The sequence below is a fragment of the Brevundimonas sp. UBA7664 genome (assembly GCF_002483305.1).
In the GTDB taxonomy this organism is placed as follows: Bacteria; Pseudomonadota; Alphaproteobacteria; order Caulobacterales; family Caulobacteraceae; genus Brevundimonas.
Genome location: NZ_DLHQ01000018.1, coordinates 1 through 15,597 on the forward strand (window position 1 = coordinate 1; position 15,597 = coordinate 15,597).

The 15,597-nt window shown below is 70.1% G+C and carries 20 protein-coding genes; 15 read left to right on the top strand and 5 right to left on the bottom strand.

Annotated elements, in window-relative coordinates:
- Positions 1-370 (bottom strand): J domain-containing protein (locus tag B2742_RS03410; protein ID WP_292062992.1); only part of this gene is annotated, 370 nt, incomplete at its 3' end.
- Complete coding sequence (locus B2742_RS03415) at positions 367-2,073, bottom strand: Hsp70 family protein (protein ID WP_292062995.1); 1,707 nt, start codon at positions 2,071-2,073, stop codon at positions 367-369. The genes B2742_RS03415 and B2742_RS03410, both read right to left, overlap by 4 nt.
- A gap of 139 nt (positions 2,074-2,212) precedes the next feature.
- On the opposite strand from B2742_RS03415, the gene B2742_RS03420 reads away from it, so the two are divergent.
- The 7 genes from B2742_RS03420 (at position 2,213) to B2742_RS03450 (ending at position 9,633) form a co-directional block, all read left to right on the top strand.
- Complete coding sequence (locus tag B2742_RS03420; protein ID WP_292062997.1) at positions 2,213-2,671, top strand: YcgN family cysteine cluster protein; 459 nt, start codon at positions 2,213-2,215, stop codon at positions 2,669-2,671.
- 74 nt (positions 2,672-2,745) lie between these two features.
- Positions 2,746-5,922 carry a PAS domain-containing protein gene (locus tag B2742_RS03425; protein ID WP_292062999.1) on the top strand — a complete coding sequence of 1,059 codons (3,177 nt, stop codon included), beginning with the start codon at positions 2,746-2,748 and terminating at the stop codon, positions 5,920-5,922.
- Between the two features lie 217 nt (positions 5,923-6,139).
- Positions 6,140-6,484, top strand: coding sequence for a hypothetical protein (locus tag B2742_RS03430; RefSeq protein WP_292063001.1), 345 nt, complete (start codon positions 6,140-6,142; stop codon positions 6,482-6,484).
- Entirely contained in the window at positions 6,447-7,649 is a 1,203-nt protein-coding gene (locus tag B2742_RS03435) for a DNA-packaging protein (RefSeq protein ID WP_292063003.1), read from the top strand. Before B2742_RS03430 ends, B2742_RS03435 begins: the two co-directional genes overlap by 38 nt.
- Before the next feature lie 171 nt (positions 7,650-7,820).
- Entirely contained in the window at positions 7,821-8,981 is a 1,161-nt protein-coding gene (locus B2742_RS03440; RefSeq protein WP_292063005.1) for a phage portal protein, read from the top strand.
- Entirely contained in the window at positions 8,981-9,208 is a 228-nt protein-coding gene (locus tag B2742_RS03445) for a hypothetical protein (protein ID WP_292063007.1), read from the top strand. Before B2742_RS03440 ends, B2742_RS03445 begins: the two co-directional genes overlap by 1 nt.
- On the top strand, positions 9,205-9,633 hold the full coding sequence (locus B2742_RS03450; protein WP_292063008.1) for an HK97 family phage prohead protease: 429 nt from the start codon (positions 9,205-9,207) through the stop codon (positions 9,631-9,633). The genes B2742_RS03445 and B2742_RS03450 overlap by 4 nt, the downstream gene beginning before the upstream one ends.
- A 3-nt stretch (positions 9,634-9,636) precedes the next feature.
- On the opposite strand, the gene B2742_RS03455 is transcribed toward B2742_RS03450, so the two are convergent.
- The 3 genes from B2742_RS03455 to B2742_RS03465 all read right to left on the bottom strand — a co-directional run bounded on the left by B2742_RS03455 (position 9,637) and on the right by B2742_RS03465 (position 11,691).
- The gene (locus tag B2742_RS03455; RefSeq protein ID WP_292063010.1) at positions 9,637-10,188 is read right to left on the bottom strand and encodes a hypothetical protein; all 552 of its coding nucleotides are present in this window, start codon (positions 10,186-10,188) and stop codon (positions 9,637-9,639) included.
- Positions 10,189-10,249: 61 nt separating this feature from the next.
- Positions 10,250-10,798: a hypothetical protein gene (locus tag B2742_RS03460; protein WP_292063013.1), complete on the bottom strand. Its 549-nt coding sequence runs from the start codon at positions 10,796-10,798 to the stop codon at positions 10,250-10,252.
- Positions 10,799-10,878: 80 nt separating this feature from the next.
- Positions 10,879-11,691, bottom strand: coding sequence for a hypothetical protein (locus B2742_RS03465; RefSeq protein WP_292063015.1), 813 nt, complete (start codon positions 11,689-11,691; stop codon positions 10,879-10,881).
- Positions 11,692-11,777: 86 nt separating this feature from the next.
- Here B2742_RS03465 and B2742_RS03470 point away from each other — a divergent pair, with 86 nt between their 5' ends.
- The 8 genes from B2742_RS03470 (at position 11,778) to B2742_RS03505 (ending at position 15,591) form a co-directional block, all read left to right on the top strand.
- Positions 11,778-13,031, top strand: coding sequence for a phage major capsid protein (locus B2742_RS03470; protein ID WP_292063018.1), 1,254 nt, complete (start codon positions 11,778-11,780; stop codon positions 13,029-13,031).
- Between the two features lie 113 nt (positions 13,032-13,144).
- Positions 13,145-13,411 carry a head-tail connector protein gene (locus B2742_RS03475; RefSeq protein WP_292063020.1) on the top strand — a complete coding sequence of 89 codons (267 nt, stop codon included), beginning with the start codon at positions 13,145-13,147 and terminating at the stop codon, positions 13,409-13,411.
- Positions 13,408-13,713 carry a phage head-tail adapter protein gene (locus B2742_RS03480; protein WP_292063022.1) on the top strand — a complete coding sequence of 102 codons (306 nt, stop codon included), beginning with the start codon at positions 13,408-13,410 and terminating at the stop codon, positions 13,711-13,713. The genes B2742_RS03475 and B2742_RS03480 overlap by 4 nt, the downstream gene beginning before the upstream one ends.
- The gene (locus tag B2742_RS03485; RefSeq protein ID WP_292063023.1) at positions 13,710-14,123 is read left to right on the top strand and encodes a DUF3168 domain-containing protein; all 414 of its coding nucleotides are present in this window, start codon (positions 13,710-13,712) and stop codon (positions 14,121-14,123) included. The genes B2742_RS03480 and B2742_RS03485 overlap by 4 nt, the downstream gene beginning before the upstream one ends.
- Complete coding sequence (locus tag B2742_RS03490; RefSeq protein WP_292063026.1) at positions 14,120-14,530, top strand: phage major tail protein, TP901-1 family; 411 nt, start codon at positions 14,120-14,122, stop codon at positions 14,528-14,530. The genes B2742_RS03485 and B2742_RS03490 overlap by 4 nt, the downstream gene beginning before the upstream one ends.
- The gene (locus B2742_RS03495) at positions 14,530-14,826 is read left to right on the top strand and encodes a GTA-gp10 family protein (RefSeq protein ID WP_292063028.1); all 297 of its coding nucleotides are present in this window, start codon (positions 14,530-14,532) and stop codon (positions 14,824-14,826) included. The genes B2742_RS03490 and B2742_RS03495 overlap by 1 nt, the downstream gene beginning before the upstream one ends.
- An 86-nt stretch (positions 14,827-14,912) precedes the next feature.
- Entirely contained in the window at positions 14,913-15,068 is a 156-nt protein-coding gene (locus B2742_RS03500; RefSeq protein WP_292063029.1) for a phage tail assembly chaperone, read from the top strand.
- Positions 15,061-15,591: a phage tail tape measure protein gene (locus tag B2742_RS03505; protein WP_292063031.1), complete on the top strand. Its 531-nt coding sequence runs from the start codon at positions 15,061-15,063 to the stop codon at positions 15,589-15,591. The genes B2742_RS03500 and B2742_RS03505 overlap by 8 nt, the downstream gene beginning before the upstream one ends.
- The last annotated feature ends 6 nt before the right edge of the window (positions 15,592-15,597 follow it).

Below are 15,597 nucleotides of genomic sequence, written 5' to 3' on the forward strand. Positions count from 1 at the left end.
GCTCGTCCGCGGCGCCGGGCGGCGGGGGCGCGGTCTCACCGGGCGGACCCCACCGCGCGTCGATCGGGGTCGGAGCGCCGCCGTCGAAGGCCGCGGAACCGACGGTCCACTGGCGAGCGCCGGGGTCATTCCAGCCGCCGGCGTCGATACCGTCGTCGTCGTCGCCCTCCGCGCCCTCCGGCGGCCGGGGAACCGCCCAACCGTTGCGGGCCATGTCGATCGCGTGGTCGTAGGCCGCGCGCAGGGTCTGGAAGCCGTCCGGGTCGTCCTCGGGGTGAACCGCCTTCAGGCGACGGGCGTAGGCGCGGCGGATTTCGGCCGTGTCGTTGGTCGCCGGGATGCCGAGCGTGGCCCAGATGGAGCGGCTCACAGCCAGGTCTCGCCCTCGAAGCGGTCGAGGACCTGGGTCAGCTGGGTCCGGCCGTGCTCGATGTCGCGGGGATCCTGACGCTCGAGCACGCCCTCGAAGGCGCGGATCTGGTCGGCGATATAGGCCCGCTGTTCGCCGAGGGATTCCTCGAAGCAGCGGTTGGCGCGGGCGAGCACGGCCTTGTTGGCGTCGGTGTCGCGCGGGTGCTGTTTCAGGGCCGCGAGGGCGAGGCGGCGCTGCTCGAAATCGGCGTCGGCCATGACCGTCTCGTCGGCGATGACCAGCTCGCGCTTCTCGCCGGTCTTGGGGATGTGGACGTCGACCTCGAGCAGGCCGTTGATGTCGTAGGTGAAACGGATTTCGATCTGGATGCTGCCGACCGGACCGGCCGGAATCGGGACGTCCAGCCGGCCCAGCAGGATGTTGTCGGCGAGGTTGCGGGATTCGCCCTGATAGACCGGGATCTCGACCATCCGCTGGTTCGGGGCCGAGTTCGCATAATACTGGAGCCGGCTGGCCGGGATGACGGTGTTCCGCTCGATGATCGGCGAGAAGCTGACGCCGAGATAGCGGCCCGAGGGGTCGTGGTCGCCCGCCGCCACGCCGAGGCTGTAGGGGCAGACGTCGGTCATCACGACCTCTTTCAGCGCCACGTCGCGGGACTTCAGCCCCGCCTGGACAGCAGCCCCGACGGCCACGGCCTCGTCGGGATTGACCGCATTGGCGGGGAAGCGGCCGAACATGCGGGTGATGCTGCGGCGCACGATCGGCATGCGGGTCGAGCCGCCGACGAGGATGATCTCGGTCAGGTCCTCGGCGCGCAGGTTGGCGTCGCGCAGGGCGCGCAGGACGGGATCGCGCAGCAGGTTCAGCAGGCGCTGGCTGAGGGTCTCGAATTCCTCGGCGGTGACCGGATGCTCCAGCGCCTTGTCCTTCCAGACCACCGACATGGTCGTCGAGGGATGGTCGGTCAGCGCCCGGCGGGCGCGCTCGGCGGCGGCGCGGATGCGTTCGCGCAGCAGGGGATCGCCCCGGTCCTTCGCAGCCACCTGGTCGCCCGTGGCGCGCTTGAACTCCTCAATGAGGATGTCGTTGAAATCCTCGCCGCCCAGCCGGTTGTCGCCGGTGGAGGCGCGGACCTCGATGATCCCCTCGAAGATCTCGAGCACCGAGACGTCGAAGGTGCCGCCGCCGAGGTCGAAGACGAGGAAGCGGCTTTCCGCCGCCAGCTCGTGGATGCCGTAGGCGAGGGCGGCGGCGGTCGGTTCGTTGAGCAGGCGCTCGACCTTGAGGCCCGCCAGTTCGCCGGCCTTGCGGGTGGCTTTACGCTGTTTGTCGTTGAAATAGGCCGGGACGGTGATGACCGCCTCGGTCACCGGCTCGCCCAGGAAGGCCTCGGCGTCGGCCTTGAGGCGGGCGATGACGAGGGCCGACAGCTCTTCGGCGCGGAAGCTCTTCTGGCCGAGTTTGGTGACCCGGGTGGAGCCCATGTAGCGCTTGAAGGCCGTGGCGGTCAGGTCGGGGTGGGTCGACTGCCGCTCGCGGGCGGCCAGGCCGACGATCAGTTCGCCGGTCGTCTCCTCGAAACTGACCGCCGAGGGCGTCAGGACGTGGCCAAGGCTGTTGGGAATCAGCTCCGCCTTGCCGTCGCGCCAGATGCCGACCGCGCTGTTGGTGGTGCCCAGATCGATGCCGATGATCACGCGTATCCCCCGAACGCTACTCGGTTTTCTCCTACCCCGGTGAAAGCGAAGCCGGAAGGGGTTTGCAACCGGACGGTTGCCGGACCTGTCCTGGCGAAGGCTGGCGACAGCCCGCCCCGATCCGCGTAAGACGCCGCCGATGGATCAGCCCTTCTGGCAAACAAAACGCCTCGAACAGATGACCCGCGAGGAGTGGGAGAGCCTGTGCGACGGCTGCGGCCTGTGCTGTCTGGTCCGGTTCGAGGACGAGGACACGGGCAAGGTCGTGCCGACGCGGGTGCACTGCAAGCTGTTCGACAGCGACCGATGCACCTGCATCGACTACGCCAACCGCCGCGAGCAGGTGCCGGACTGCATCAAGCTGACGCCGTGGAATATTGAACAGCTGGGATGGATGCCGAAGTCGTGCGGTTATCGCCGGATCCATGAGGGCCGGGGGCTCGCCGACTGGCATCCGCTGATCTCTGGCGATCCCGAGAGCGTACATGCGGCGGGGGTTTCGGTGCGCGGGCAGACGGTGTCGGAACTGGCGCTGAAGGAGCCCGAGGACGCGCTGGATTTCGAGGCGCCGGAATGGAACCTGGAGCGGGGCGACTGATTCCGCCGGGCCGGTAACCATTAATTCGTCAGCCTGTGACTTCCTGCTCCCAGTATCCAGGACGAGGCGGCGCCGTGAACAAGCAGGACAGTCTGGGGCTCGAAACGCCTTTCGATGATCTGACAGCCCTGCTTTGCGACCGGTTCAAGGTTCCTTTCGGTCTTGTGTCCTTCGTCCATGGGGACCTCGCGGTCTTTCGTTCCGAGGTCGGTCTGGGGGAAAGCTTCTTGCCGCGGGATGTGAGTGTCAGCAATATCCTCGTCGGCATGGGGCCGGGCGCACACCTGACAATCGAGGACGCCCAGGCCCACCCGGTCCTGAAGGACCACCCGATGGTCGCCGGAAAGCCGTTTCTGCGCTTCTTCGCCGGCGTCACGATCAGCAACGGCAAGGGCGAAGCCGTGGGTGCGGTCGGCATCATGGATTCGAAGCCCAGGCCCGCCCTGACGCCGTCGGAGCTCGCGGCCCTTCACCGCGTGGCCGGGATCGCCGGCAGCATGTTCGACCAGACGACCGCCCAACGCGTCCAGGCCGAGCGCCTTGCCCTGTTGAAACTGGCGGAACAGATGTCGGGGGTCGGCCACTGGCGGTTTGATGTGCTCTCGGGTGAAGTCACCTGGTCCGACGAGGTCTATCGAATTCACGGCTTTGAGCCGGGTGAGATCGTACCCGACTATGAGCTCGTCCTCGCCGGCTATCATCCGGATGATGCCGAGGTGCTTGCAAGCGCGGTGTCGCAGGCGATCGCAACGGGGGCGGGCTATGAATTCCGGCTGAGAATCCAGCCGCCGGGCCGCGAAGAACGGCTGGTCGAGACCAAGGCCACGACGGAACAGGACGAGACGGGCCGGACCGTGGCGCTGTTCGGGGTGTTCCAGGATGTGACTGAGGCGGTGCGGTCGCAGGAACGGCTGGCTGAGAGCGAGGCCCTGTTCCGGCTGGTGAACGAGACGGCGACCGACATCATCGCCCGCTTCGATACCCAGGGGCGATTCCTCTATGTGTCGCCGGCGGTGAAGGCGCTACTGGGACGCGACCCGGTCGACATGCTGGGCAAGGATTGCTCTGACTTCATCCCGGAAGACGACCTGAAGGTCATCCGGGCGACCCTGCGGGCCTATGTCGAGGCCGGGCCCGGCGCTCCGCCCCCGCGCTACGAATACCGCGCCATCCGGACGGACGGCAGTGTCGTATGGCTCGAGGCGATGCCGAGGGCCGTTCGCGACGCCTCGGGCGCGGTCGTGGAGTTTCACGACCACGTTCGCGACATCACGGCCCGCAAGACCGCCGAGCGCGAGCAGGCCGAGCTCGTCGAGACCCTGAAACTGGCCGAGACGATCGCCGGCGTCGGGCACTGGCAGCTGGATGTGACGACGGGGAAGATCCGCTGGTCCGATGAGGTCTATCGCATCCACGGCGTCTCACCGGAGACCTTTGACCCCCAGTATGACGACGCCGTCGGCTTCTACCATCCCGACGACCAGACCAAGGTCCGCGAATGGGTGGCGCGGGCGATCGAGGTGGGCGAGGCCAGCCAATTCCGGCTTCGTCTGATCAGGACCGACGGCGAGGAACGGATCGTCATCTCCCATTGCATGCCGGAGCGCGATCAACGGGGCGCAACGGTCGCCCTGTTCGGCGTGTTCCAGGACGTCACCGAAAGCGTCCGCGCCCACGACCGGACCGCGGCCAGCGAGGCCCGTTACCGGCTGCTGGCGGACAATGCGACGGACATCATCGCCACCTACGGGTTGGACGGGGTGTTCGCATACGTGTCCCCGTCGATCGAGGGAGCGATGGGCTACCGACCCGAGGAGTTGGTGGGCCGGTCGATCTGGGATTTCATCCATCCGGAAGACATTGGCGGTTTGCGGACCGCCTTTGCGGCATATCTCAACGCGGGACCGGGCGCCTCGTCGCCGCGCGTGCCCTATCGGGGCATGCGCAGGGACGGTCAGACGGTCTGGCTGGAAGCGCATCCCAAGGTGATCCGCGACGCCGAGGGGCGGCCGCTGGAGTTCCAGGATGTGGTCCGCGACGTGTCCGAGACCAAGGCGCTGGAAGATGAGCTGATCGCCTCGCGCGACGTGGCCGAGGCGGGGGCGCGGGCCAAGTCGGAGTTCCTGGCCAATATGAGCCATGAGCTGAGGACGCCGCTGACCAGCGTGATCGGCTTCTCGGGCCTGCTGCAGGAGAGCCGTAATTTGCCGGAGGCCGAGCGCAAATATGCCGACCGGATCGCGACGGGGAGCGAGGCCCTGTTGAGCGTCATCAACGACATCCTCGACTATTCCAAGCTGGAAGCCGATGCGGTCGATCTGGATCCGCAGGCCTTTGATCCTCGCGCCATGGCTGAGGGCGCGGTCGCCCTGGTCGAAACCCAGTGCCAGGCCAAGGGACTGAGGCTGGAGACCGTGATCGACTCCAGCTTGCCCGAGGCCCTCATGGGGGATGAGGGGCGGCTTCGGCAGGTTACGCTGAACTTCCTGTCCAATGCGGTGAAATTCACCACCAGCGGGACGGTGCTTCTGGAATTGGCGGTGGCCGGCGACCGGCTTCGGCTTGCGGTGACCGACAGCGGCATCGGCATCTCTCCGGAGAAGATCGACGCCCTGTTCGACCGTTTCACCCAGGCCGACGCCTCGACCACGCGCGTCTATGGCGGCACCGGGCTGGGGCTGGCGATCTCGCGCCGCCTGATCGAGATGATGGGCGGCGAGATCGGGGCGGACAGCCGGCCCGGCGAGGGCTCGACCTTCTGGTTCGAGGTCCCGATGCACGAGGCCGTCGAGGGCGTGGAGGCCGCGGGCGAGGGCGATCTTGCGGTGGACGCGGGTCTGAAGATCCTGATGGCCGACGACGCGGCGCCGAACCGGGAATTGGTGGCGGCGATCCTGGGCGGACTGGGGCTGGCGCTGGACACGGTGTGCAACGGGGCCGAGGCGGTCGAAGCCGCGCGCACAGGCGCCTATGACCTGATCCTGATGGACGTGCACATGCCGGTGATGGACGGGCTGGATGCGACCCGGGCAATCCGGGCGATCAGCGGCCCCGCCGGACGCACGCCGATCATCGCCCTGACCGCCAATGTCCAGCCGGAACAGGTCACGCGATGCCGCGAAGCGGGCATGGACGGGCACGTCGGCAAGCCGATCCAGATCAGCGAACTGCTGACCGCCCTGGCCATGGTCCATGCCCGCGCTGAGGACGACACGTCGGATGCCGGGCTGGTGCGCGGCGCAGGCCGCTGACCGCCGACGCCCCGGCTACGGCATGACGCTGTGCTGACAATCCGCGAATCCATAGTTGGGTTGGCGGGATAATATCGCCAAAAAGCAATCACTTGTGATTTTCCAAGGGCGTTTATCCCGCCGGGGTGCGCTGGTCGCCTACTCTTTGGGCATGACGGGAAATCAGGACAGGGCGGCGCGGGCGGCGGCATGGGCCGGCGACCTGCAGGAGCAATTCATGGCGATCGTCGACACGGATGTCGGGATCCTGAAGGCCGCGTCCCCTGCGGCCGGCGACCTGGGCGCGGCGGAGCGACGGGTCCGGGCCGTGGGTGTCTTCGCCCGTTCGGTTCGCGCCGTCGTGGCGCTGTCGCCGCCGTCGCGATCCGGTGGCGACCGTCAGCTGGAAGAGGATGAGATGAAACCCCGTGACGACAGCCCCGAGAACCTCGAGCGAATGCGGGCCGAACTGGAGGCCCGTCTCGATCGCCTCAACGCGGTGCTGGAGGCAAAAGGTATCGTTGTCGAACCTGGATGCTGGCCAGTTGCACGCGCTGATCGGGAGCCGGTTCGCGCTGCATGAGCATCAGGCGCCGGCTGCGGCGTCGGACTGGCGGACCTGGGTGCTGCTGGGCGGAAGAGGCGCCGGCAAGACCTTCGCCGGGGCATGGTGGATCAACCATCTGGCCGAGATCGCGGACCGACGGTTCGCCCTGGTCGGACCGACGCTGCACGATGTGCGCGAGGTGATGGTCGAGGGACCGTCGGGGCTGAAGGCCCTGCCGGAGCGGGCGAAGCGGCCGCGTTGGGAGGCGGGCCGGCGGCGACTGGTCTGGCCGAACGGCAGCGAGGCGCACGCCTTCTCAGCCGAGGATCCGGACAGTCTGAGAGGGCCGCAGTTTCATCATGCCTGGGCCGACGAGTTCTGCGCCTGGCGCCGGCCGGAAGCGGTGCTGAGCAATCTGCGGATGGGGCTGAGGCTGGGCGACGATCCGCGGCTGGTGGTGACCACGACGCCGCGACCGATACCGGCGCTGCGTCGGCTGATGGAAGAGGCGGGCGTGGTCATCGACCGCGCGGGAACGCAGGCCAATGCGAGCCATCTGTCGCCGGGATTTCTGGCGCATCTGAGGACGCTCTACGCCGGGACGCGGCTGGAGGCGCAGGAGCTGGAGGGGCTGGTGGTCGAGGCCGAGGGGGCGCTGTTCCGGGCCGAGGATCTGGCGCGGGCGCGGGGCCACCGGCCGGCGACGCTGGAGCGGATCGTGGTGGCGGTCGATCCGCCGGCGAGCGCGGGCGGGGACGCCTGCGGGATCGTGGTCGTGGGCCGCAGGGAGGGCCGGGCCTATGTGCTGGCCGACCGGTCGAAAGGCGGGGAGTCGCCGCAGGGCTGGGCCATGATCGTGGCCCAGACGGCGCGGGAGTTCGGGGCGCAGGAGATCGTGGCCGAGAAGAACCAGGGCGGCGAGATGGTGCGGACCGTGCTGGCCTACGGCGGCTGCGAGACGGCGATCAGACTGGTGCATGCCAGCCGGGGCAAGGCGGCGCGGGCCGAGCCGGTGGCGGCGCTCTATGAACAGGGACGGGTCGTCCACTGCGGGGCGTTTCCGGCGCTGGAGGAGGAACTGATGGCGCTGGGGTCGGCGGAGGGCGGCGGGCGCAGTCCCGACCGGGCCGACGCCCTGGTGTGGGCGGTGACGCATCTGCTGCCGGCGCCGCGGGCGGGGCCAAAGGTGCGGATGTTGTGAGGACGCTCTCCCTCCCCCGAAGTGGGGAGGGACGGCGAGGCGCAGCCGAGCCCGGGTGGGGAACGACAGTCCTGAACCGATGCCGCCCGGCTTCGCAATTCCCCACCCTGTCGTCGCTTTGCGCCGACATCCCTCCCCATGAAGGGGAGGGAGAACGATGGAGAGTCTTTCATGCTGAACTGGCGGCGGCCCTTCGAGGGCCGGCGGCGCGTATCCGCGCCTGAGATCAAGGACAGCCGGACCGGGCCGCTGATTGCGCTGACGGCGGGCGGGCGGGCGCGGTGGACGCCGCGGGACTATGCCCATCTGGCCGAGGAGGGGTTCGCCAGGAACGCCGTGGCCTATCGCTGCGTGCGGATGATCGCCGAGGCGGCGGCGTCGACGCCGCTTCTGGTATTCGCCGACGGGGTGCGGCGGGACGATCATCCGCTGGCGGCGCTGCTGGCGCGGCCGAACCCGGAGCAGTCGGGGGCGGAGTGGCTTGAGGCGCTGTACGGGGCGCTGCAGACGGCGGGAAACGCCTATGCCGAGGCGGTGGGGGAGCCAGCGCCCGAGGAGCTTTGGACGCTGCGGCCGGACCGGGTGAAGGTGGTGCCGGGGCGGGCCGGCTGGCCCGAGGCCTGGGAATATTCCGTCGACGGACGGTCGATCCGGATCGGCCGGGCGGCGGATGGCTGGTCGCCGGTGATGCAGCTGAAACTGTTTCATCCGACGGACGATCACTACGGGTTTTCGCCGCTGGAGGCGGCGGCGTTCGCGATCGATGTGCACAACGCCTCGGGGGCCTGGAACAAGGCGCTGCTGGACAATGCGGCGCGGCCGAGCGGGGCGCTGGTCTATGGGGCGAAGGACGGCGAGCGGCTGACCGCCGAGCAGTTCGAGGCGCTGCGGGGGCAGGTCGAGGAGAGCCATGCGGGGACGATGAACGCCGGGCGGCCGATGATCCTGGAGGGCGGCCTGGACTGGAAGCCGATGAGCTGGACGCCGGCGGACATGGATTTCATCGCCGGGAAACACGCCGCGGCACGCGAGATCGCGCTGGCGTTCGGCGTGCCGCCGCAACTGCTGGGGATTCCGGGGGACGCGACCTACGCCAACTATCGCGAGGCCAATGCCGCCTTCTGGCGGGGGACGGTGGTGCCGCTGGTGCGGAAGACGGCGGCGGCGCTGACGGGGTGGCTGGGCGGGCGGTTCGCCGGGACGCGGATCGAGGCCGACCTGGATGGATTGCCGGCGCTGCAGCCGGAGCGGGACGCGCTGTGGGCGCGGCTGAATGCGGCGACCTTCCTGACGGACGAGGAGCGGCGTCGGATGGCGGGGGTGGGAGATTGATGGAAGCACTCAGGAAGGTCCCCGTCGCCGTGATCGCGGCGTTGGTGGTGCAGACCGTGGGCGGGTTGGTGTGGGCCGGGGGTGCGGCGGCGCGGATCGCGACGCTGGAGGACCGGGTCGCCGGGCAGCAGCTGGTCGCCGAGCGGCTGGCCCGGCTGGAGGAGCAGAGCCTTGCGACGCGGGCGGCGGTCGAGCGGATCGAGGAGCGGCTGGAGGGATGGGGATGACGGCTGCCGCAGTGGTGGACGCGGATCTCAGGATCGAGGGCTATGCGTCCCTCTGGGGCGTGGCCGATCTGAACGGGGATGTGGTGGCGAGGGGCGCGTTCGCGGCCAGTCTGGCGAAGACGGGCGCGACGGGCGTGCGGATGCTGCATCAGCATGAGGGGCGGGCGGCGGTCGGGGTCTGGGACCGGGTGGTCGAGGACGAGCGCGGCCTGTTCGTCGCCGGGCGGATCATGGACTGGTCGGCGGAGGCCCGGTTCGCCCGGGCGCTGTCGAGGGCCGGGGCGCTGGACGGGCTTTCGATCGGATTCCGCAGCAGCCGCGCGCGCCGCGAGGGGCGGTTGCGGGTGCTGGTCGAGGTCGAGCTGTGGGAAGTGTCGCTGGTGACATTCCCCATGTTGCCGGGGGCGCGGTTCCGGCCCGCGTAAGCGTCAGTTCGCCGGCGGGAGGTATTCCGGCGGGATCGGCGCGTCCGGGGTTTCACCCTGCCAGTAGACGCTGATCACCCACCAGCGGGTTCCGTCGTTGAGCAGCTGGATGCTGTTGATGCCGCGCATGAAGGGCTCGGCGTCAGAGAGGCTGCGCTTGCTGTCGTAGGTGGTCCAGACGTGGGCGATGTGACCGAAGCGCTCGGTGCGGCTGGCGATTTCGCGCTCATGGAAGCCGTCGCGGACCAGACCGGGTCCGGCCAGGGTGATGTAGTCTTCCGGCGTCAGGACCCGCGTGCGAGCGACGCCCTCGGCGTTGACCCCCGTGGGCATGAGCCGACCGGTGGGGTGGAACAGGGCGCGGAAGCGGTCCCAGTCGCGGGCGACGCCAGCGTCGCCGGAGATGACGTCATAGAGGGCCGCGACGATGGCCTCGGGGCTGGCGACATCGGCCGGGGCGGCGGCTGCGACGGCCGGGGGCGGCGCGGCGGTCTGGGCGGCGGCGGGGACGGCGGTGGCGAGGGCCAGCGCGGCGGCGAGTATCGAAAGTCGCATCGGAAATCCTCTCCCTGGGACCGGGACTATGCCGGGACGGAAGGCGGCGCGCCAGCGGGCATCAGCCCGAAGCGGCGGCGCCCCGGCAGTCGATCCAGTTCAGGGCGGCGGTCATGCCGCGGAGCGAGAAATAGGCCTCCACGGGGCCGTCGTCGGACGGATAGGTCCAGCGGGCGATACGCTGGCGGCGCAGGCCCGAGACGAGGGAGCGGGTCAGGATCGGATCGCTGACCCGGAACTCATTGGCGCCGGGCGAGGTCGGGACCAGCCAGGGGCCGGGATCGACGGTCTGGCCGGGGGTGGTGAACCGCATGGGGCCGGCGACGGGCATGGGGTTGGCCGCCACCAGCTCGACCAGGTGGTCGGCGCCGGGGCTGGGCCGGGCGACGCGCAGCTGCTGGCGATAGACGGCCTGGCCGGACGGATCGGGCAGGGCTACCACGGCCGAACAGTAGCCGTCAGGCCGGCAGGCCGCGAGCGTGTCGCCGAAATAGGCCCGGGTCTCGCCGAAACGCATGTGGGTCTGTGCGCCGCAGCGGTCGGCGGCCTGGACGGCGCCGGCGGACAGGAGAAAGACGGTCGTTGCGATCGCCACGCGGAGTCTGGACATCGGCGCAATCCCAAGCTTGGCCATGGTTAACCGAGATCACGCGGTTCGGTGAGTGTCAACCGATTGCAGCTTAAGCGCTTTTACCGCTGGGGCGGGCGATATTCGTACTGGCCGAGCCGGCGGGCCCCACGGGCGAGGGCCGAGCGGACCTTCGGCTTGTGCAGCGTCTGTCCGACGACGCCCGCCAGGACGACGGCGAAGAAGAACGGTACGTCGAAGAACACGACGGCGAGGAAGGCGACGGCGGCGATGGCGACCCACAGGCCGATGAGGACGGAGGTCTGGTCGGCCTTGTCGGGCGGAGCTTCGCCGGCGGCGGCGGCGGCCGGGGCCGATGGCTCGATCTTCCCGAACACGACGTCGAGGACGTTCTGGAGGCTGGGCTCCTGCGCCCATCGATGGGGGTCGCGATCGCCCGCGCGCGGCTCGGCCGGGAACGGCGGCTCGTGGTCCTCGTGCCGGTGCAGGTCGAGCAGGGGGCTGGGCTGCATCAGGACGGCGGGGTCGAAGGCGATGGACTCGCCCTGATCATTGAGGACGAAGATCTGATCGAAGGGGACGCGGGCGAAGTCGATGGCCCGGGTGTCCTGGCCGTAGGCGTCGCCGTGCAGGGACAACAGCCGGCCCTGACGCAGCTCGACCTGGAAGGCGATCGGGTCGGGCAGGTCGCCGACCATGGCGTGGACCGTGCCGAAGCGGCCGGTGGGGTCGGTCAGGGGCGGCGGACGCGAACGGTCGACGATCAGTTCCGTGAACAGGCCGGAGCCGGTGTTGCGCCGGGAGCCGGGCAGGGACTCGGCGAACTGGCCGCCGAGATCGGGCGCGATGTCGCGCAGGTCCCAGGCGAGGGCGTCGAGGATGTCGGATTCGAGCGGGGTGAAGCGGGTGCTCACCGGCCGTCTCGCAGCGAGAATTTTTCAAGAGGGCGGTTCACGCCCCGACCCTAGCCGCAACCCGCGGTTCTTCAACCGGAGAGACCATGAAAGAGACCAAACAGGCCTCGGGCACGCCCGAGGCGCGCGCCGCCATGCATGAGATGATGGCGGCGTTCGAGGCGTTCAAAGGGGCCAATGACGCCCGGCTGGACGAGATCGAGCGGAAGAGCTCGGCGGATGCGCTGCTGGAGGAGAAGGTGGCGCGGATCGACCAGGCGGTGGGGGCGGCGCAGGCGCGGCTGGACCGGGTGGTGAGCGAGGGGAGGCGGCCGGGGATCGAGTCCGATGGCCGCCACCCCTCCACCGCTTCGCGGTCCCCCTCCCCATTGCATGGGGAGGAGACGAAGGCCGCGTTTGACGGCTATCTGAAGACCGGTCAGTCGTTCGGGCTGGAGCTGAAGGCGGGGCTGTCGACGGCGTCGAACTCGGCCGGCTATGTGGTGCCGGAGCAGACCGAGCGGGCGATCGAGCGGCGGCTGATGGCGGGGTCGCCGATGCGCGAGATCGCCACGGTGAGAACGGTCGGGGCCGGGGTGTTCAGGAAGCCGGTGTCGACGGCGGGCGTGGCCTCGGGCTGGGTGGCCGAGACGGCGGCGCGGCCGGAGACGGATCCGGCGACCCTGGCGCTGCTGGAGTTTCCGTCGGCCGATCTCTACGCCAATCCGGCGGCGACCCAGTCGCTGCTGGACGACGCCCTGATCGATCTGGACGAATGGCTGGCGGCCGAGGTCGAGGACGCCTTCGCGGCGCAGGAGACGACGGCCTTCGTCACGGGCGACGGGGTCAACAAGCCGAAGGGGTTCCTGAGCTATGACATTGTCGCCGAGGCCGACCATGAATGGGGCGAGATCGGCTACATCGCCTCGGGCGCGGCGGGGGCGTTCGCGGCCGAGGATCCGACCGACCGGCTGATCGACCTGGTCTATGCGCCCAAGGCCCAGTACCGGCCGAACGGGCGGTTCGTGATGAACCGCAAGACGGTCTCGGCGGTGCGGAAGTTCAAGGACGCCGACGGCAACTACATCTGGCAGCCGGCGCAGCGGGCGGGCGAGACGGCCAGCCTGCTGGGCTATCGGGTGACCGAGATCGAGACCATGCCGGACATCGCCGCCAACAGCGCGGCGATCGCCTTCGGCGACTTCCAGCGCGGCTATCTGATCGTGGATCGCGCGGGGGTGCGGGTGCTGAGGGACCCGTATTCAGCAAAGCCCTATGTGTTGTTCTACACCACCAAACGGGTCGGCGGCGGGGTGCAGAACTTTGATGCGATCAAGGTGATGAAGTTCGCGGCGACGTAGTCGCCGAGGCAGCAGGCAACAGGCAGCAGGCAACAGAAGAAGGCGGCGGGATCGATCCTGCTGCCTGATCCCTGATGCCTGTTGCCTCCCTTCCCAGACAATCGAGGTTTCCCATGACCGCACCCGTCTCACTGGCGGAAGCGAAGCTGTTCCTGCGCGTCGAGCATGCGGCGGAGGACGGGCTGATCCAGACGCTGATCGATGCGGCCCGGGCGCGGGTCGAGGGGGAGGTCGGGCTGACCCTGACCTCGACCTCGCCGGCGCCGTTGCGGCTGGCGATCCTGATGCTGGCCTTGCGGGCCTATGAGCGCGGCGACCCCGAGATGGCGGTGGCAGCGGTCGAGGGCTGGATCGCGCCGTACCGGGTGGTGCGACTGTGAGCGGCGCGATGAAGGTGCTGGCCGAGCTGTTCGAGGGGATCGAGAGCGAGACGCCTTACGGCGGACGGGCGGTCAGCTGGGAGCCGCTGGGTTCGGCCTGGCTGAAGCTGGGCGCGCGGCGACGGCGCGAGAAGAACGAGCCGGGCGGGGCGCGGGCGATCGAAACGGCAGCGGCGGAGACGCGGTCTGACGCGCGGCTGACGGTCGGGCGGATGCTGAGGTTCGGCGGGGGCGACTGGCGGATCGTCGCGGGCGAGACGGTCGGCGGCCGGGCGATCCTGAACCTGGAGCGGATCCGGTGAGCGCGCATGAACTGGCGCTGCAGAAGGCGTTGATCGCGCATCTGAAGGCGGATGCGGCGGTGCAGGCGCTGTTGGGCGAGCCGGCGCGGGTTTGGGATGTCGCGCCGGCCGATCCGGCGTTTCCGCATCTGCTGATCGGGCGGTGCGAGAGCCGGCCGGTGGCGGCGGATGGGGGCGGGGCCGAGCAGGCGCTGACGCTGACGGTCGTGTCGCGGTTCCGCGGGACCGAGGAGGCCAAGGCGGTGCTGGCGGCGGTGCGGGTCGCGCTGAACGATGCGGCGCTGGAAGCCGACGGGGTGCGGACGGTGAATCTGAGGGTCTCGTTCGCCGATGTGTTTCCCGGCGCCAATGGGGCGCGGACATTTGCGGTGCTGCGGGTGCGCGCCGTCACGGAGGAGATGGCGGCATGAGCGCACAACGCGGCAAGGACATCCTGCTGAAGATCGAGGGCGCGCCGGGCGTGTTCACGACGGTCGCGGGCCTGAGAGCACGAACCATCTCGCTGAATGCGCGCACGGTCGACGCGACCGACGGCGACAGCGCCGGCCGATGGCGCGAACTGCTGGGCGGCGCGGGGGTCAAGTCGGCGGCGGTGGCGGGGCAGGGGATCTTTCGCGACGCGGCGTCGGACGCCCAGATCCGGGAGGCCTTCTTTTCCCAGTCGGCGAGCGTGTGGCGGTTGATCGTGCCGGACTTCGGCGTGCTGGAGGGGCCGTTCCTGGTGGCGGCGCTGGAATACGCCGGCGAGCATGAGGGCGAGGCGACCTTCGCGATCAGCCTGGCGAGCGCGGGCGAGATTTCCTTCGAGGCCTTGTGATGATGGCCAACGGCGCGCGGGGCGAGGTCATCGCCCTGCTGGCCGGATCGCAGCGGCGGCTGTGCCTGACGCTCGGGGCGCTGGCGGAGATCGAGACGGGGCTGGGGCTGGAGGGGCTGGGCGGCCTGGCGGAGCGGATGCGGACGCTGTCGGCGCGGGATCTGATGGTGGTGCTGGCGGCGCTGTTGCGGGGCGGGGGCGAGCGGGCGCTGGCGGATGCGCTGGAGCGGGCGCCGGTCGATCCGCGGGAGGCGGCGGAGGCGGTGGCGAAGGCGTTCGCGGCGGCGGCGGAATGACGACGGGGATGAGGGAACTGCCCCTCCACCACCCTTCGGGTGGTCCCCCTCCCCACGATGTGGGGAGGACACTGGATTGGGGCGAGATGCTGCGGGCGGCGGCGAGGCTGGGCGTCGGGCCGGAGGGGTTCTGGCGGCTGTCGCTGCGGGAGTGGCGGATGCTGACGGCGCGGCCGGGCGGCGGGGCGCCGATGGGGCGGGGTGCGTTCGAGCGGATGGCGGAGGCGTGGCCGGATGACTGATACGTTTGAATCTACCGGCCTCGACGGGGTGCCGCGCAAGGCGGCCGAGGCGGCGGCGGCGCTGGAGGCGTTGCGGGAGCCGGCGGAGCGGGCGGCGGCGTCGATCGAGGACGCCTTCGGCCGGGCCGGGGAGGGGCTGGTCCGGTCGCTGGCGCGGGCGGCGGCGGACGGGGAAGTCAGCCTGGCCGAGCTGGCGCGGGCGGTGCTGGCGGCGGTGAATGCGGCCTCGGGATCGGGCGGCGGCGGCGGGCTGGGCGAGGCGATCGCCCGGGCGGTGCAGACGATCTTCGCGGGGTCGCGCGCCGACGGCGGGGCGGTGCTGGGCGGCGGGGCCTATCTGGTCGGCGAGCGCGGTCCGGAGGTGTTCCGGCCGTCCGGGGCGGGGGTCATCGAGCCGGCCGGCGGCGGGGGCGTCACCGTCAATGTGCGGGTGGACGGCGGCGCGCCGGCGCTGCTGCGTTCGGAGGCGCAGATCGCCCAGATGCTGGCGCGCGCCGTCTCGCTGGGCGCGCGCCGGCTCTGAGCGGGG

Excerpts from the sequence above, each read along its gene's own strand:
- B2742_RS03445 (WP_292063007.1), top strand. The coding sequence starts at position 8,981 with ATGGAAGCACTCAGGAAGGTCCCCGTCGCCGTGATCGCGGCGTTGGTG.
- B2742_RS03450 (WP_292063008.1), top strand. The coding sequence starts at position 9,205 with ATGACGGCTGCCGCAGTGGTGGACGCGGATCTCAGGATCGAGGGCTAT.
- B2742_RS03455 (WP_292063010.1), bottom strand. The coding sequence starts at position 10,188 with ATGCGACTTTCGATACTCGCCGCCGCGCTGGCCCTCGCCACCGCCGTC.
- B2742_RS03420 (WP_292062997.1), top strand. The coding sequence starts at position 2,213 with ATGGATCAGCCCTTCTGGCAAACAAAACGCCTCGAACAGATGACCCGC.
- B2742_RS03475 (WP_292063020.1), top strand. The coding sequence starts at position 13,145 with ATGACCGCACCCGTCTCACTGGCGGAAGCGAAGCTGTTCCTGCGCGTC.
- B2742_RS03505 (WP_292063031.1), top strand. The coding sequence starts at position 15,061 with ATGACTGATACGTTTGAATCTACCGGCCTCGACGGGGTGCCGCGCAAG.
- B2742_RS03495 (WP_292063028.1), top strand. The coding sequence starts at position 14,530 with ATGATGGCCAACGGCGCGCGGGGCGAGGTCATCGCCCTGCTGGCCGGA.
- B2742_RS03440 (WP_292063005.1), top strand. The coding sequence starts at position 7,821 with ATGCTGAACTGGCGGCGGCCCTTCGAGGGCCGGCGGCGCGTATCCGCG.
- B2742_RS03460 (WP_292063013.1), bottom strand. The coding sequence starts at position 10,798 with ATGTCCAGACTCCGCGTGGCGATCGCAACGACCGTCTTTCTCCTGTCC.
- B2742_RS03430 (WP_292063001.1), top strand. The coding sequence starts at position 6,140 with ATGGCGATCGTCGACACGGATGTCGGGATCCTGAAGGCCGCGTCCCCT.
- B2742_RS03500 (WP_292063029.1), top strand. The coding sequence starts at position 14,913 with ATGCTGCGGGCGGCGGCGAGGCTGGGCGTCGGGCCGGAGGGGTTCTGG.
- B2742_RS03470 (WP_292063018.1), top strand. The coding sequence starts at position 11,778 with ATGAAAGAGACCAAACAGGCCTCGGGCACGCCCGAGGCGCGCGCCGCC.
- B2742_RS03490 (WP_292063026.1), top strand. The coding sequence starts at position 14,120 with ATGAGCGCACAACGCGGCAAGGACATCCTGCTGAAGATCGAGGGCGCG.